This is a genomic window from Pseudomonas sp. EMN2, from assembly GCF_009650555.1.
Lineage (GTDB): Bacteria > Pseudomonadota > Gammaproteobacteria > Pseudomonadales > Pseudomonadaceae > Aquipseudomonas > Aquipseudomonas sichuanensis.
Genome location: NZ_VZZR01000045.1, coordinates 47209 through 62627, shown reverse-complemented (window position 1 = coordinate 62627; position 15419 = coordinate 47209). Strand labels below are relative to the sequence as shown.

Sequence of the window (15419 nt, the reverse complement as noted above, 5' to 3'; positions counted from 1 at the left end):
CATGATCCGCTGGAAGCAGGCCAACATGGGCTTCACCGATTTCGGCCTGGACTACGGCAACCCGGACTTCGTCAAATATGCGCAATCCTATGGCGCCAATGGATATCGCGTAGAAAGCGCCGACTCGTTGATTCCGCTACTTGACCACTGTGTCTCCAACCCAGGGGTGCACGTGATTGATTGTCCGGTCGACTACAGCGATAACGACCGTATATTGAACATTGATCTGCGCGCGCGCAGCGCAGCGGTGTGAAGCCCGCGATAGGCAAGATCCTGGCAAGTCTCTGGTGCCATGGCCCGAAGTGCCCCCCCGGTTGTGATAGATTCCCGCCATCAACAAGGAGGTGATACATGGCAACCAGAGGCAAGGATCATCAGATCGACAATATCGAATTCAATGTCAGCGATATTGACCGCAGCAAGGCGTTCTACGGTACGGTTTTCAACTGGCAGTTCGTGGACTATGGCCCGACCTATACCGAGTTTACGGATGGGCGATTGACGGGCGGTTTCACCACGGGTGAGCCCGTCAGGCCTGGTGGCCCGTTGGTGATCCTTTATGCGGATGATCTGGCCGAGACACAGCATCGGCTTGAGGCAGCAGGGGCAGAGATCAGCAGGGCTGTATTCGCATTTCCGGGTGGCAAGCGGTTCCACTTCATCGATCCGGATGGTTACGAGCTCGCGGTCTGGACTTCTGTGGATTGAAGCGATCAGGCTGAAACAGCGAATAAAAGAAAACCCGCCATCTAGGCGGGTTAAACAGAACGTATCGAAGCAAGGCCAGTCTGCCGTCACAGATGTCAGAATTTTGTGAAGGCCCCGCAGGTCAGGCTTCAATAACCGTTACTGAATTTTTCATCAATCATGCATCTATTAACGGCAAAGAGCTTTGGATCTAGGGTGTCCGGCTTGGCTGCTGGCGCGTACCTGTGGGCTTTCGGGCTCAAGGCAAAAAAAGCCCGCCAGGGCCGGCGGGCTGGAACGTGCTTGAAGGGAGAGCCTTGAGGTTGCGCCTGGTCGGTTAAGTCAGGGTTAACTACCCGCTGCATTGACCGCTGGCGCCGGAGGGCCTATATAGGCGGCCTGTAGTGTATGGAGTGTGTGATGTACGAAGAAGACGATTTGCCAGAGCCCGAGCACGACCACCTGCTTGACCACGAATTTCACGACAGCTTCGACCCTGAGGCGGATGCGCAGGGGGCGCTGGATGAAGTCGAGGAGGACGAGGAGCTGCAGGATGATTTCGATGACGAGGAAGATCACCCGGCCTGGCACGATGACTGCGACGATTGACGTCGCAGCAATCGCGTATTGATCCGGCGCTCAGTGGCGGTCGAGGGAAAAACGCCCGGGGCCGCTGACGGCCAGTGCCAGCAGCCCGCCAACGATGCTCAGGTTTTTCAGGAACTGAGTCATGTTGGCGCTGCGTTCGGGGTCGACCATGTTCCAGAACGGGTGGCCGAGCAGCGCGGTGCCCAGCACGAACAGGGCGAACAGCAGCGCCAGTGGCCGGGTATAGAAGCCCAGGATCAGCAGGATGGCGACCAGGAACTCCATGATCACCGCCACCCCGGCAGCCAGCATCGGGGCCGGTGCGCCGAGGGAGGTCATGTAGCCGACCGTGCCCTCGAAGCCGGTCAGCTTGCCCCAGCCCGCGAGTACGAACAGGATCATCAGGAAGATTCGGGCAAGCAGCAGAATGAAGTCGCGTTGGCCTTCGAGCAGTGCATAGCGCATGGTGGCGCTCCGATGGACGGTGACAATTTCCACTCTAGCAGCTGCCTGGCGGAATTCCGCTGGGCATGAAAAAGGCGCCGCAAGGGCGCCTTCATCGAAAACAGATGGTGCGAGTGGCGGGACTCGAACCCGCAAGGCTCACGCCGACAGATTTTAAGTCTGCTGTGTATACCAATTCCACCACACTCGCACAGTTGAGCGCCGTGCCTCATTAATAGAAGGCCTTGGCAATCAAGCGCGCTTTATAACCCATTGTTATAGAAGCGTCAACCGGTCTGCAGGTTCAGGGCGTGATGGTGTGGGCAATATCCCGTAGCTCACAGGCAGAACCGCGCAAATCTTCGACATGATTATCCATGGCCCGAGCATCTGTCTGATGGATTGAATGACGCAGAAACAGGGCGTGGCCATCCAGTGCCTGGCACAGTGTGTCGAGTTCGGCAGCCGTGTGCAGCAGGTCGTCCTGAAGACGTTGCAGGCGTTGATTCGCGGGCATGGGGTGCGTCCTTGCAGGTAAGCGTGGCGCCACTATAGGCCAATTGACAGCAGGCTGTCATTGCGCCACCTTTGCGCCATTGGATCCAAGTGAGTAAGCCGTGATGCCCCCGTTTTCCCCAGGCCAGGCCAGCTCAGCAGGGCGTGTTGTGCGCCCGAAGCTGTTTTGGCGTGTGTTGTTTCTGCTGGTTTGCCTGCTGGCAGCCTTCCTCTTCGTCGGCCTGGTGGGGCTGGGTAGCTACCTTGTGGTGCTTGGCCTGGATGAATTGCGTTCCGCTTCTCAACGGCTCATGGCCTTGGGTGGCGGTGCGTTGATCCTGCTGGTCGGCCTGTGGTTGCTCAAAGTGGCAATGCCGCGCAGGCTGGTGCCGACGATGCGTGAGCCTGAAGTTGACGGTCGTCGCATGGGGTAGGGTACTTGCAGGACTTTTGACTACGCTCAGTATGTCCTTATCGCGGTGCTTGGGGAGTTCGCATGCCAGCAACGGACCGGCCCGCCCAGTCAGTAATGCCCGAAGCGCGCTATGAACAGCTGGTTCAGGCGGTGGTCGACTATGCCATCTACATGCTCGATCCAGATGGCCATGTGGTGTCGTGGAACGCCGGTGCCCAACGGATCAAGGGCTATCGCGCCGACGAGGTGATAGGCAAGCATTTCTCCCTGTTCTTCACCGCCGAAGACAGTGCCGAGGGCCGCCCCGAACGCCTGTTGCGCCAGGCCCTGGAGCAGGGCGTGGCGCAGGATGAGGGCTGGCGTGTACGCAAGGATGGCACGCAATTCTGGGCCTTGGCCGCGCTGGACGTCATTCGCGACGAGCAGGGCCAGATCATCGGCCTGGCCAAGGTCACGCGCGACATCACCGATCGCCGGGACTCCGCGCTGCAACTGGACGCCATGCGCGCCCAGCTGTTCCAGGCGCAGAAACTCGAGGCCCTTGGCCAGCTGACCGGCGGCTTGGCCCATGACTTCAACAACCTGCTGACCATCATCCTCAGCTCCGCCCGCCTGGCCATCAACAGTCAGGACCCCAGCCGCACGCGGCGTATGCTAGAGCACATTCTCGATGCCGGGCAGCGGGGTACCCAGTTGACCCAGCAACTGCTCAGCTTTGCCCGCCATCGGCAGCTGAGCGTCGTACGGATTCCGCCTGCCCAGGTGGCCGGATCCATTCGCGCGCTGGCGGAACACGCATTGCCTCGCGACATCGAACTGGTCGAGCAGATCCAGGCAGAGCTGCCTGCGATTGACGTGGATGCCGGGCAGTTGCAGATGGTGCTGCTGAACATGATGTTCAATGCCCGGGATGCGATCGGCACGGCAGGACGGATCGAGCTGGTGGTCGACAGTGTGGAGCTGGCCGGTGAAGTGGAGGGCTTGCAAGGGCGCTATGTGCGTTTCGATGTGCGGGACGATGGCGAGGGTATTGATCCGAAAGTGTTGCCACGCATCTTCGAGCCGTTTTTCACCACCAAGCCGTTCGGCAAAGGCACAGGTCTGGGGCTCAGCCAGGCCTATGGGTTCGCCAGGCAGAGCAATGGCGCCATCCGTGTTGCCAGCCAGCCCGGCAAGGGGACCTGCATGAGCCTGTACCTGCCGGCATGCCCCGATGATCAACCGCAGACAAGCGAGTAAAGCATCATGGTTGAACACCTCAAGCGACTGGCCACCGGTATTGAAGGCCTCGATGCCCTGCTCAAGGGCGGGTTGGTGGTGGGGGCGTCCTATATCGTCCAGGGGCATCCGGGCTCGGGCAAGACCATCCTGGCCAACCAGCTTGCTTGCAACCATGTCCGCGACGGCGGGCGGGTGCTGGTGGCCACGTTGCTCAGTGAATCCCATGAACGGTTGTTCCAGTACCTGTCGACCCTGACGTTTTTCGATCAGACGATGGTGGGCGACAGCATTCAGTTCGTCAGCGCCTTCGACACCCTTGAGCAGGATGGCCTCGACGCCGTGGTGCGGTTGCTGCGCCAGGAGATTGCCCGGCAGCAGGCCAGCCTGTTGATCGTCGATGGCCTGCTCAACGCCCGCTCACGGGCGGAAACCAGCCTCGATACCAAGAAGTTCGTTTCCGAATTGCAGGGGCATGCCGCTTTTGCCGGATGCACCGTTCTGCTGCTGACCAGCGCACGCCTGGAGGAAGGCAGCCCCGAGCACACCATGGTCGATGGCGTCATCGAGCTGGGCGAGCATATGGTCGGCAGCACGGCGGTGCGTCATGTGCAACTGCGCAAGACCCGTGGCAGCGCTGCGTTGTCGGGGCGCCACGAATGCCTGATCAGCGAGGCAGGGTTGCAGGTATTCCCGCGGCTGGAGTCACTGTACAGCCACCCCAGCCTGCCTGGTGCTCAGGCGCTGAGCCGGGCCACTACCGGGGTGAGCGACCTGGACAGCATGCTCGGCGGCGGTTTGGCCGAAGGTTCCGTTAGCCTGCTTATGGGGCCGTCCGGGGTCGGCAAAAGTGCCTTGGGCATCGCGTTCCTGGCCGCGTCCGATGAGCGCGCACCCGGGCTGCATTTCGGGTTCTACGAGACGCCCGCTCGCTTGCGCCTCAAGGCCCAGGCACTAGGCTTCGACATCGCCGGGCAGGAGCGTGACGGGGTCGTGCAACTCAGTTGGCAACCCACCACCGAGGGGTTGCTGGATGAGGTAGGCGCACGTTTGCTTGAGCAGGTGCAGGCACTGGGCGCCAGGCGCGTGGTGATCGACAGCCTCGGCGCGTTCGGACGCTTGGCGTTGGAGCCGGGGCGCTTGAACGCGTTCTTCCGCGCCCTGACCGGTGAGCTGCGCGCACGTGAGGTGACCGTCCTGCTCACCTGGGAGATGCGTGATATTTTCGGCGCCGAGATCACCGCTCCGGCACCGGACCTGTCGAGCATCGTCGACAACCTGGTGCTGATGCGCTTCGCCGAACTCGATGCCAAGCTGCACCGCGTGCTGTCGATCGTCAAGGTGCGCGACAGCGACCACGACCCAACGCTGCAGGCGCTGCACCTGGGGCCGCTGGGGATCACTCTGGGGCGGGTTTTCGATGGCGCTAGCGGCGTGCTCAGCGGCACAGCGGTCCCGCAAGGTGATCGCTGATGGGATGACGCCATGAATACCATCCTGATCGTCGATGACGAGTACCTGATCGCCGATATCCTCGGTTTTGCCCTGGAGGACGAAGGCTATCAGGTGGAAAAGGCCAGTAACGGGCGCAAAGCCTTGGAGGCCTTGAAAGGGAGGCGCGAAGGCAGGCATGTGGAATTGGTCATCACCGACTACATGATGCCGGTCATGAGTGGTGTGGAACTGGTGCGGGCCATTCGCACCGAGCTGGATCTTCCGCACCTGCCGGTCATTCTCATGAGTGGTGCGCAGGCCGACAAAAAGCTGATCCGCCCCGAGCTGTTCGCCGCGGTGTTCGACAAGCCATTCGACATGGACAGAATGATCGCCAAGGTGCGCGAACTGCTGGGCACCTGAGGGTCAGGGTGGGCGCCCCGCGTGGGCGGGCAATCGATCAGACGCGTCCGTGCGGCTTGATGCGTGGGTAATCAGTGTTTCTCGTCGCCTTTCTCCGGGGCAGGGCTGCCGGCCTGGATTCGCTTGTAAATCTCTTCACGGTGCACCTGGACATCCTTCGGCGCATCGATGCCGATCCTCACTTGCATCCCCTTGACTCCCAGAATGGTGACTTTGATGTCGTCGTTGATGACGATGCTTTCGCCGACCTTACGGGTGAGTATCAGCATGTAGTTCTCCTTGGTGATGTAAAAACCGCCGGGCCATTTACCACAACGGTGGGAGCTTTGTCCCTCTTCCTTTCCATTAAAGACGCTTTCGGCGGATAGTAATTCCTCCGTCAGACAATTTATGCCTGTCTCTAGTTGCAGGTGCTGCTGGGCATAGGGTGCTGCCCATCAGCGGAGGTGCTCGGTGGCAAGGATAGGGTGGTTGAGGTCATATGGGAAATTTCCTTGTTTGATAAGTGAAATAGCCGAGCTCAATGATCGTTTGTATCCAGTGCCTGCAAAAAAACCAGCAGCGCCGCTTCCTCGGGCTCCAAGCCCTTGCGCTGGCGCGCCCGCGGCAGCTGTGCCAGGCGCCCGAGCTGGAAATGCTCGAACAACGCAGGGTGGATATAGCAGCGGCGGCAAACGGCCGGCGTATTGCCCAGGCGGTTGGCCACCTGGCGCACGGTTGCCGCCACCTGGCGCCGGGCTTCGCTGTCGGGCTCCCAGGCCAATGGCCTTAGCAGGCTCAGGGCCAGGCTGCTGCCGGCCCAGGTGCGATAGTCCTTGGCGGTGAAGTCGGCGCCGGTCAACTGCTGGAGGAACTGGTTCACCTCGGTCGAGCCGATACTGTGGCGTTGCCCGTCATCGCCCAGATACTGGAACAGCGCTTGGCCAGGCAGTTCCATGCAGCGCTTGAGCAGCGCCGCCAGGCGTCGGTCATGCAGCGTGACGTCGTGTTCGACACCGCGCTTGCCGCGGAACTGAAAGCGGATGGTGCTACCCCGAACCTTCACGTGACGGCAGTTCAGCGTGGTCAGCCCGTAGGAGCGATTGTCGCGCAGGTACTGGCGGTTGCCGATGCGAATGAGCGTCGCGTCGAGCAGGCTGATCACCAGCGCCATCACTTTTTCCCGGTCCATCCCGCGGCGTGCCAGGTGTTCGTCCAGGCGCTTGCGCAAGGCGGGCAGGGCTTGGGCGAAGGCCAGCAGGCGCCCGTATTTGTACTGGTCACGCTGCTCGCGCCATTGCTGATGGTAGCGGTACTGTTTACGCCCTCGGGCATCGCGGCCGGTGGCCTGTAAATGGCCCAGCGGGTCGCTGCAGATCCACACCTCGGTATAGGCTGGCGGGATCACCAGCGCCGCGATGCGCGCCAGGGTCGCGGCATCGCGCACCTGCCGGCCCAAGGCATCGAAGTAGAGGAAGCGTTCGCCTCGCCGGCGCCGGCTCAACCCGGGCTGGTTGTCGTCGACATAATGCAGGCCGGCGGGTAGCGGGCTGTCGGGCATCGGTGCAGTCCATCGAGCGGTCATGCAGCAATGGACAACCGCCACTGCGGCGTTGCTCAACCGAGTAGCGCCACCGACTTGATCTGCGCCCACAGATTCTGGCCTGGTTGCACGCCGAGTTGCTCCGCCGAGTAGCGGGTAATGCGCGCCAGCAGGGGGCTGCCGCTGGCGTCCAGGCTTACCATCACATGGGCCGGGTTGTCTGCCGCGCGGCATTCGCGCACCCGCACCGGCAAGCGGTTGAGAATGCTCGAGGCGCCGTCGGCGCTCAGCGCCAGGCTCACATCGCGGGCCTGCACCTTCAACCGCAGGGTGCTGCCCATATGCAAGGCAGGATGGGCGATGCGCAACAGCGGGCCTTCGCCCCCGGGCAAGCGCAGGTCGAACAGCTCAAAGTGCGGGTCGTGGCCGACCACCACGCCTTCGAGCACCACGCCGGCATCCTCGCCCTGGGCCAGCGACAGGTCCAGGCGTGCCAGGGTCTGGCCGATCGGGCCGCTGGCCAGGGCCTTGCCCTGTTCCAGCAGTACCAGGTGGTCGGCCAGGCGCGCGACTTCGTCCTGGGCATGGCTGACATAGATGAGCGGGATATCCAGTTCGTCGTGCAGGCGCTCCAGATAGGGCAGGATTTCGCGCTTGCGCGCACTGTCCAGGGCCGCCAGCGGCTCGTCCATCAGCAACAGGCGCGGGCTGCTGAGCAGCGCCCGGGCGATGCCGACCCGCTGTGCTTCGCCGCCCGACAAGGTGGCCGGCTTGCGCTCGAGCAGATGGCCGATGCCCAGCAGCTGGCACGCCTGCTCCAGCTTGATCTTGCGCTCACTGGGGGCGATGCGGCGCCAGCCGAACTCCAGGTTGCCGCGCACCGACAGGTGCGCAAACAAGCTGGCTTCCTGGAACACATAACCCACAGGGCGTTTGTGCGGGGCCATGAAATACCCGCGCGCGCTGTCTTCCCAAACCTCGCCGTTGACCTCGATATAAGCACTGGCGGCACGCTCCAGGCCCGCCAGGCAACGCAGGCACGAGGTCTTGCCCGAGCCGGAATGGCCAAACAGCGTGCTGATGCCGCGCCCGGGCAGGCGCAGGTCGACATTCAGGGTGAAATCGTCGCGCGCAAGCATCAGGCGCGCCTGTATCGAAGCACTCATCTCAGCTCCAGCCAGCCTTGCCACGCCGGCCGGCGTAAAGCATCAGCAGTACCAGGAAGGAGAACAGCAGCATGGCCCCGGCCAGCCAATGGGCCTGGTCATAGGCCATGGCCTCGACGTGATCGAAGATCTGCACCGAGACCACGCGGGTCTTGTCGGGAATATTGCCACCGATCATCAGCACCACGCCGAACTCGCCCACGGTATGGGCAAAGCCGAGAATGCTGGCGGTGATGAAACCGGGGCGTGCCAGCGGCAGCACCACATGGACGAAGGTATCCCAGGGGCTGGCGCGCAGGGTCGCGGCCACCTCAAGCGGGCGCTGGCCAATGGCACTGAAGGCGTTCTGCAGTGGCTGGACCACGAACGGCATGGAATACACCACCGAGCCGATCACCAGCCCGGCGAAACTGAACACCACGCTGCCCAGGCCCAGCGCCTGGGTGGCTTGGCCGATCCAGCCATGGGGGCCAAGCATCAGCAGCAGGTAGAAACCGATCACCGTCGGCGGCAGCACCAGGGGCAGCGCCACCACCGCGCCAATCGGACCGCGCAGCCAGGAGCGGGTGCGTGCCAGCCACCAGGCGATAGGCGTGCCCACCACCAGCAGGATGGCAGTGGTCAGGCTGGCCAGCTTGATGGTCAGCCAGATCGCACCCAGGTCACTGGCGTCGAGTGGCATCAGATTTCATAGCCGTAGGACTTGATCACGGCGGCTGCCTTCGGGCCCTTGAGGTAGTCGACCAGCGCCTTGGCCGCCGGGTTGTCCTTGCCCTTGTTCAGGATCACTGCGTCCTGGCGGATCGGCTCGTGCATCGAGGCCGGGACGATCCAGGCCGAGCCATTCTCGACCTTGCCGTCCTTGTAGATCTGCGACAGGGCGACGAAGCCCAGCTCGGCATTGCCGGTGGAAACGAACTGGAACGCCTGGGTGATGTTCTGGCCTTCGACGAGCTTGGCCTTGGTGGCCTCGGTCAGCTTGAGCTTGTCCAGCACCTGGGTGGCGGCCAAGCCATAAGGGGCGGTCTTGGGGTTGGCGATGGACAGGTGCTTGAAGTCGTTTTTCTTCAGTACCTCGCCCTTGCTGTCGACGTAGCCGGGTTTGGCCGACCACAGCGCCAGGGTGCCGATGGCGTAGGTGAAGCGCGAGCCTGCAACGGTTTCTTTTTCCTGCTCGAGCTTGGCCGGGGTGCTGTCGTCGGCGGCGAGGAACACTTCGAACGGCGCGCCGTTCTTGATCTGTGCGTAGAACTGGCCGGTGGCGCCGTATGCGGCGACCAGTTTGTGGCCGGTATCCTTCTCGAAATCCTTGGCGATGGCCTGGATCGGCGCTGTGAAGTTGGCTGCCACGGCAACCTGGACTTCATCGGCCCAGGCGCTGTTGAGGGTGAACAGGCTGGCCAGGGTAGCGGCGGCCAGGTGGGACAGGCGAATACGCATCGAGAAGGCTCCTAGGGGCGGGTGTTTATCGTTATGGTGCGGACTATATAGCGATAAGCCATCCGTCGGGAAGAGCTGCGCGGCTAAAAAATTGATCTATGGGTCAAGATTTTAAGCGCCCCGTTGGCAATTTCAAGCGTCAGCTCGCCCGCGTCGAGGTGTTTGCCCAAGCGCAGGGCCTGGCCTGACCACAGGTTGCTGAAATCACTGTTGCCCTGTGGGTCGGTAATCGCCCGTAGCGGCATCAAGGCGCCGCCTGCCAGGGGGAAATGCGGGGCCAGTGCGCTCATGGGCCCCAGCTCGCGCATGATGCGGTTGTTGATGCCGCGCGCAGGGCGCCCGGTGAACAGGTTGGTCAATGCGGTATCGCTGGCCGGGGCGCAGTCCAGTGCACGGCGATGCGCCGGCGAGACCTTGGCCTGCGGGCAGAACAGGTAGGCGGTGCCGATCTGCACGGCCGAGGCGCCCAGGGCGAGGGCGGCGAGCAGGCCACGGTGATCGGCAATGCCGCCGGCGGCAATCACCGGTACGCGCACCGCGTCCGCTACCTGGGGCACCAGGGCGAAGGTGCCGATCTGGCTGGTGATGTCGTCGCTGAGGAACATGCCGCGGTGGCCGCCCGCTTCAAAGCCCATGGCGATGATCGCGTCGCAGCCGTGCTGTTCGAGCCAGATGGCTTCCTCGACCGTGGTGGCGCTGGACAGCACCTTGGCCCCGGTTGCCTTGACCCGTTGCAGCAATGCGGCGGCGGGCAGGCCGAAATGGAAGCTGACCACCTCCGGGCGCATTGCCTCCACCAGTTGGCAGCTCTGCTCGTCGAACGGCGCACGGTTGGATACCGGCGTGGGCGCGCCGAAGTCGGCGCCGGTTTCGTCGTAGTAGGGCTTGAGCGCCTGCTTCCAGCGCGCGTCACGCTCTGGGTCCGGTGCTGGCGGCTGGTGGCAGAAGAAGTTGAGGTTGAGCGGGCCGCTGCATGCGCCGCGGAAGGCCTCGATTTCCCCGCGTATCTGTTCGTGGGTCAGCATGGCGCAGGGCAGGGCGCCCAGGCCGCCGGCGTTGCCGACGGCAATGGCCATCGCCGAGCCGCTAGCGCCGGCCATGGGCGCCTGGAGGATGGGCACCTCGATGTTCAACAGGTCGAGGATGCGGCGGTCTGGCCAGGTGCTCATGGGCGACTCCTTGAGTGCGGCGGGATCGGGGCGGTCTTACAGGGCCTTGCTGACCTGAATGTCGCTGATCTTCTCGGCGTCGTCGCCGTGGATCTTGCGCAGGGCCTGCTGCGCCTGCTCCAGGGAGGCATCGGGCATCAGGGCGAAATCCCAGCGGCGTTCGCCGTCGAGCTTGTACTTGATCACATACTTGATGGTCTGGGTCATGCGGGCGTTATCCGAGTTTCGACGAGGAGCGGCGAATGATCTTGATCTTGTGCGTCAGGGTCGGCTTGCGGGTCACCGAGATCGGGCGCGTGGTCACGGTATCGATGGTGATGTTCCAGAAACCGGTGCTGGGCACGGTAATTTTTGCCGGGAACTTCTCGAAGTGGCCACCGTGGTAAGTGTGTCGGCCGCCATTCTTGAAGCTGCGGAAGTTGGCGTCGTTCATCAGGCGGATGTTGCAGCGCTGGGAGCACTCGATGACGACGATGTCGTCCTCGTTCAGGTGCTCGCGCTGGTGTACGAATTTCATGGGGTGCTCCGCAAGGGTTGTTTCTGCAAAGGCGAAAGATACCACGATGTGGCGCTACACTTGCGTCCGGGCTCGAGCGGGCGGGGAGATTTCTGCCAGATCGGGGAGCAATTGCGCCTGGCTGCGGTCAGAGGGTGATCTTTGCAATTGGAGTAGCGTAAATGAAATGGCTGGTAGCGGCGGTGGCGCTGGCGCTGGGGGGCTGCGCAAGCGTGACGGAGCTGGAGCAGTCCCACGAAACCATGGATGTGATGTCTGGCAAGACGCCCCGTGAATACGCTGATTGCGTCAAGCGCAAGCTGGCGGACAGTCGTGACCCCTTGGGTGAAGAAGTGCGCGGCGATGGCCTGCGCCTGATCGTGCCGCAAAAACTGTCTGCGAACGCAGGGCCGGCGGCGCTGCTGGACATCGACAAACGTGGCAGCGGCAGTGCGATCAAGGTTCATGAGCGTTTGAGCAATTTCCCCCTGCGCCTGGGAGATGTGCGCACGGCGGCGACCGAGTGCATCTCGGGTTCTTGATCCAGCGCAGTTGTTGATCGATTAAAAGGCAGATTGCCCATTTCCATCCCGGTGGCACGTTGTCGCATACCGGGGATAAGCCCTAGTATTTATGGGCTTATGTCGTTTGAGCCTAAGCTTATAACAAGGAAATGGAGTCTTCCGTGATGATATCCCTGAGTCGTGTCGTGATCGGCGGTTGGCTGATCCTGGCCTGGCCCTCGGCGTATGCCGCCGACGGACAACAGGTCTTCAACCAGGGCGGGCAGAACCCCGCCGCCATGGCCTGCCTGGGCTGCCATGGGCCGGACGGCAAAGGCATTGCCGCCGCCGGCTTCCCCCGCCTTGCCGGTTTGTCTGCCGGCTACCTTGCCAAGCAGCTGCGGGATTTTCGCCAGGGCAGCCGCAAGCAGGCGGTGATGGAGCCGCTGGCCAAGGCGCTGAGTGACGCGGAAATCGACGCCGTCAGCACCTACCTGGCAGCGCTCCCGGCTGATGGCGCCGTCGACCTGCGCCGCCAGCAGATTGCCGGCGATGCGGTATCCCGTTTGGCCCTGTATGGCGACTGGAGCCGGCAGATCCCAGGCTGCGTGCAGTGCCATGGGCCGGGTGGCAGCGGGGTTGGCGAACATTTCCCACCCCTGGCCGGGCAACCGGCCGGCTACCTGGTGGCCCAGCTCAACGCCTGGCGCGACGGCAGCCGCAGCAACGACCCCAACCAATTGATGGTCAACGTGGCCAAGGCCATGACCGATGCCGAGGTCAAGGCGATAGCCGAGTATTTCGCCAAGGCAACAAGCCCGTCGGCCAGCCAGGAGGTCAAGCCATGAACACCATGATCCCCGCTGTGCTGTTGCTGGCCATTGGCAGTGCCCAGGCCGCGCCGATTGCCATGGAAGATCAATCGCAGCTCAAGGTACCGGGCGTGCAGGCCGCGCCGCAGTTCGTGGCGCCCGCCGAAAGCGCCATCCCCGACAACGCCTTTGGCAAGATGGTCCGCCAAGGCCATGCATTGTTCGTCGATACCCGCCGCTTGATGCCCGATGCCGTGGGCAATGGCCTGAACTGCAGCAATTGCCACCTCGACCAGGGGCGCATGGCCCACTCGGCGCCGTTATGGGGTGCTTATCCGATGTACCCGGCGTATCGCAAGAAAAACGACAAGGTCAACACCTTCGCCGAACGCATCCAGGGTTGTTTCCAGTTCAGCATGAACGGCAAGCCACCGGCGGCCGACAGCCCGCAGATGACAGCGCTGAGTGTGTACGCCTACTGGCTTTCGACCCAGGCGCCGACCGGCGTCGAGATCGCCGGCCGTGGCTACCCCGACGTTGCGCAGCCCGCGGGCGGCTACGACTTCAAGCGGGGCCAGCAGGTGTACCGCGAGCAATGCGCGATCTGCCACGGCGACAACGGTGAGGGGCAGAAGGTCGCCGGGGAATACGTGATGCCGCCGTTGTGGGGCAAGGACTCGTACAACTGGGGGGCGGGCATGCACCGCATCAACACCGCGGCGTCGTTCATCAAGTACAACATGCCGCTGGGCAAGCCTGGCAGCCTGAGCGACCAGCAGGCCTGGGACGTGGCTGCGTGGATCAACCGCCACGAGCGGCCACAGGATCCACGCTTGGTGGAGGGCTCGATCGAGAAGACGCGATTGAAGTTCCATGCCAATGACGGGGTCAACCTGTACGGGCAAAAGGTCGACGGTGTGCTGGTCGGGCAGGGCACCGGCGGCTGAGCGTGGCAGCGGCCCACGGCCATGACGCCGTGGGCCGCCCCGCAAAGGCGGCCAGGTGTGTTCCAGCAGTGCCGCGCTAGATTCGTGCTGGGTCCGTCTGCAGCAACCACAGCTGGCTGTTGCTTGCCAGTTGCTGGTCCAGGGTTGATTCAACCCCCTCTACGCGGGCCTTTTCCTGCTTGAACAGCTGGTCGAGCAGCGCCATCAGGTCACGGGACTTGCTTGCCGAGCGCGGTGTGCTGATATCGGATTGCACGGCCCCATCGCGCATGGTCAGCACGCGCTTGGTGCTGCTTGCTTGTTGGCTGACCCCTGCCTCGGCCAGTTCGCCGTCGAGTATCGACAGCCGGCTGATGCTGCTGGCCTGTTCGCGCAGCACACGGTAGTGGTAGTCACCGCCAACAACGCCGTCGGTAAGCCGTGCCGACGAGTCGAGGCTGCTGTGCCAGGCGGCGTCGAGGGTGGCCTGCTGCTGCTGTTGGCGAGTGACGTTATTGCCTTTGCTCTGGGTCGAGGTGGACTGCGAGACCTGGTAGGCGAAGCGGTCCTCTTCCTTCAGTCTTAGCGGGTTTGGTCGCGTGCTGGTCTGGCTGATCGAGGCGCTGAAGTCGGCCAGACCGCTGAGCAGCGAGCGGCTGAACGTGTGGCTTGGCATGCTGTGCTCGGCCGGGCGCGGGCTATTGTCGTCCACCTGGTTGAGTTGGCGGAAGGCGTCCTTGAACAGCGTCATCAAGTGCGCATCGCCCTTGCCGCGCTCCTGCGCAGCATCGAACTGGGCCAGATAGTTGTTGAGCGCCGCCTGCCGCTGCGCCGTGCCACCAAGCAAGCTACCCCCCTGGGTGTCGAGGTTCAGTTGCAGGTCGCCGTTCGGCCCCTGCAGGCTGACACTGCGGGTGATTTGATTCAGACGCAGATCGAAGGTCTGCTGCTTGCCGTCGACCAGATCGAGCCTGGCATTCATCTGCAGCCCGGTGAACAGGTTCTGATCGAGCTTGAGCATAGCGTCCAGCTTGAGGCGCGGCGGCTGCTGGTTCAGGCCGCTGATCACCGACTCGAAGCCATTGGCGAGGCTCGCCAGGCTCTTCAGTTCGGTGTCGCTGAGGGTGCCGTTCTGCACCTCGGCATCGACGGCCAGGCCTTTCTCGCTGCTGTAGAGGCCGAGGGTGACAGTTGCCCCGGAAGCGGTGGTCAGGTTCAAGGTCACGTGGTTGCTGGCGTACTTACGCAGCTCTGACTGCTGCTGGGCCAGCAGCACGGCGTCGGCTTGGCTGTTTGCGCCTGCCAGCAGCGCCGATTGGGACACGCGCTGGCCGCCGTTGGCGACCAGTTGTTCCATGAGGGTTGCGCCCAGGCCCTGGAAACTCCCGCTCAGCGTACTGCTCCTGAGGCTGCCCTGCATGTGCAGGCTGAGCGGGTCGGTGTTTTCCTGCTGCCAGAGGTAACGGCTTTGCGGTGTGCCCAGCGAGCCCCTGGCGGAGTATGTCTGGGCATCGGCAACGCGGGTATCCAGGCCGAGGTTGACCTGAGCGCTTGGGCTGTCGGCGGGGTGTGCGGCCTTGTGCGGGCTGACGGTCTGCTGGGGGGTGGAGCTGCTGTAGGCGAGGGGGAGCCGCAGCGCGGCGCTGATCGGGTTCATTTCGCTGTCCTTGCGAGGGAATGG

The 15419-nt window shown here is 63.1% G+C and carries 21 protein-coding genes and 1 tRNA gene; 10 read left to right on the top strand and 12 right to left on the bottom strand.

Annotated features, from left to right (window positions below):
- From F6X61_RS14820 to F6X61_RS14810, 3 genes are all read left to right on the top strand, one after another.
- The coding region (locus tag F6X61_RS14820; RefSeq protein ID WP_256671367.1) for a thiamine pyrophosphate-dependent enzyme at positions 1-253 on the top strand (253 nt) is incomplete at its 5' end.
- 98 nt (positions 254-351) lie between these two features.
- Positions 352-708, top strand: a complete 357-nt coding sequence (locus F6X61_RS14815; protein WP_153787248.1) for a VOC family protein — start codon at positions 352-354, stop codon at positions 706-708.
- Positions 709-1107: 399 nt separating this feature from the next.
- Positions 1108-1296 carry a hypothetical protein gene (locus F6X61_RS14810; RefSeq protein WP_110995372.1) on the top strand — a complete coding sequence of 63 codons (189 nt, stop codon included), beginning with the start codon at positions 1108-1110 and terminating at the stop codon, positions 1294-1296.
- Positions 1297-1326: 30 nt separating this feature from the next.
- Here F6X61_RS14810 and F6X61_RS14805 read toward each other — a convergent pair whose 3' ends face one another.
- From F6X61_RS14805 to F6X61_RS14795, 3 genes are all read right to left on the bottom strand, one after another.
- Positions 1327-1740, bottom strand: a complete 414-nt coding sequence (locus tag F6X61_RS14805) for a DoxX family protein (protein ID WP_110995371.1) — start codon at positions 1738-1740, stop codon at positions 1327-1329.
- Between the two features lie 105 nt (positions 1741-1845).
- Positions 1846-1930: transfer RNA gene (locus tag F6X61_RS14800), tRNA-Leu, on the bottom strand.
- Between the two features lie 93 nt (positions 1931-2023).
- Positions 2024-2236: a hypothetical protein gene (locus F6X61_RS14795; protein WP_153787247.1), complete on the bottom strand. Its 213-nt coding sequence runs from the start codon at positions 2234-2236 to the stop codon at positions 2024-2026.
- A 148-nt stretch (positions 2237-2384) separates the two neighbouring features.
- On the opposite strand from F6X61_RS14795, the gene F6X61_RS14790 reads away from it, so the two are divergent.
- The 4 genes from F6X61_RS14790 (at position 2385) to F6X61_RS14775 (ending at position 5704) form a co-directional block, all read left to right on the top strand.
- Entirely contained in the window at positions 2385-2648 is a 264-nt protein-coding gene (locus F6X61_RS14790) for a hypothetical protein (RefSeq protein WP_371923708.1), read from the top strand.
- A gap of 62 nt (positions 2649-2710) precedes the next feature.
- Positions 2711-3868 (top strand): nitrogen regulation protein NR(II), encoded by a 1158-nt coding sequence (locus F6X61_RS14785; RefSeq protein ID WP_256671366.1) that lies wholly within the window; start codon positions 2711-2713, stop codon positions 3866-3868.
- A 6-nt stretch (positions 3869-3874) separates the two neighbouring features.
- On the top strand, positions 3875-5320 hold the full coding sequence (locus tag F6X61_RS14780) for an ATPase domain-containing protein (protein ID WP_153787246.1): 1446 nt from the start codon (positions 3875-3877) through the stop codon (positions 5318-5320).
- Between the two features lie 12 nt (positions 5321-5332).
- The gene (locus F6X61_RS14775) at positions 5333-5704 is read left to right on the top strand and encodes a response regulator (RefSeq protein ID WP_153787245.1); all 372 of its coding nucleotides are present in this window, start codon (positions 5333-5335) and stop codon (positions 5702-5704) included.
- Between the two features lie 71 nt (positions 5705-5775).
- Here the strand turns inward: F6X61_RS14775 and csrA are convergent, their stop codons facing one another.
- The 8 genes from csrA to F6X61_RS14740 form a co-directional block, all read right to left on the bottom strand.
- Positions 5776-5973 (bottom strand): carbon storage regulator CsrA, encoded by a 198-nt coding sequence (gene csrA / locus F6X61_RS14770; RefSeq protein ID WP_110995367.1) that lies wholly within the window; start codon positions 5971-5973, stop codon positions 5776-5778.
- Positions 5974-6224: 251 nt separating this feature from the next.
- Positions 6225-7244, bottom strand: a complete 1020-nt coding sequence (locus F6X61_RS14765; RefSeq protein ID WP_153787244.1) for a DNA topoisomerase IB — start codon at positions 7242-7244, stop codon at positions 6225-6227.
- A gap of 56 nt (positions 7245-7300) precedes the next feature.
- Positions 7301-8392, bottom strand: a complete 1092-nt coding sequence (gene modC / locus F6X61_RS14760) for a molybdenum ABC transporter ATP-binding protein (protein ID WP_153787243.1) — start codon at positions 8390-8392, stop codon at positions 7301-7303.
- A gap of 1 nt (position 8393) precedes the next feature.
- Positions 8394-9074 carry a molybdate ABC transporter permease subunit gene (modB, locus tag F6X61_RS14755; RefSeq protein ID WP_125859135.1) on the bottom strand — a complete coding sequence of 227 codons (681 nt, stop codon included), beginning with the start codon at positions 9072-9074 and terminating at the stop codon, positions 8394-8396.
- Positions 9074-9832 carry a molybdate ABC transporter substrate-binding protein gene (modA, locus tag F6X61_RS14750; RefSeq protein ID WP_153787242.1) on the bottom strand — a complete coding sequence of 253 codons (759 nt, stop codon included), beginning with the start codon at positions 9830-9832 and terminating at the stop codon, positions 9074-9076. Before modA ends, modB begins: the two co-directional genes overlap by 1 nt.
- An 83-nt stretch (positions 9833-9915) precedes the next feature.
- Complete coding sequence (locus F6X61_RS14745; protein WP_153787241.1) at positions 9916-11001, bottom strand: nitronate monooxygenase family protein; 1086 nt, start codon at positions 10999-11001, stop codon at positions 9916-9918.
- A 36-nt stretch (positions 11002-11037) separates the two neighbouring features.
- The gene (locus tag F6X61_RS27000; protein WP_167409850.1) at positions 11038-11208 is read right to left on the bottom strand and encodes a hypothetical protein; all 171 of its coding nucleotides are present in this window, start codon (positions 11206-11208) and stop codon (positions 11038-11040) included.
- 7 nt (positions 11209-11215) lie between these two features.
- Entirely contained in the window at positions 11216-11518 is a 303-nt protein-coding gene (locus tag F6X61_RS14740; protein ID WP_046855131.1) for a DUF1883 domain-containing protein, read from the bottom strand.
- A 161-nt stretch (positions 11519-11679) separates the two neighbouring features.
- Between F6X61_RS14740 and F6X61_RS14735 the strand changes: the two genes are divergently transcribed.
- From F6X61_RS14735 to F6X61_RS14725, 3 genes are all read left to right on the top strand, one after another.
- Positions 11680-12039, top strand: coding sequence for a hypothetical protein (locus tag F6X61_RS14735; protein ID WP_153787240.1), 360 nt, complete (start codon positions 11680-11682; stop codon positions 12037-12039).
- 146 nt (positions 12040-12185) lie between these two features.
- Positions 12186-12848 carry a cytochrome c gene (locus tag F6X61_RS14730; protein WP_153787250.1) on the top strand — a complete coding sequence of 221 codons (663 nt, stop codon included), beginning with the start codon at positions 12186-12188 and terminating at the stop codon, positions 12846-12848.
- Positions 12849-12910: 62 nt separating this feature from the next.
- Positions 12911-13759, top strand: a complete 849-nt coding sequence (locus tag F6X61_RS14725; protein WP_371923709.1) for a c-type cytochrome — start codon at positions 12911-12913, stop codon at positions 13757-13759.
- A gap of 76 nt (positions 13760-13835) precedes the next feature.
- Here F6X61_RS14725 and F6X61_RS14720 read toward each other — a convergent pair whose 3' ends face one another.
- On the bottom strand, positions 13836-15395 hold the full coding sequence (locus F6X61_RS14720) for a hypothetical protein (protein WP_153787238.1): 1560 nt from the start codon (positions 15393-15395) through the stop codon (positions 13836-13838).
- Positions 15396-15419: the final 24 nt, after the last annotated feature.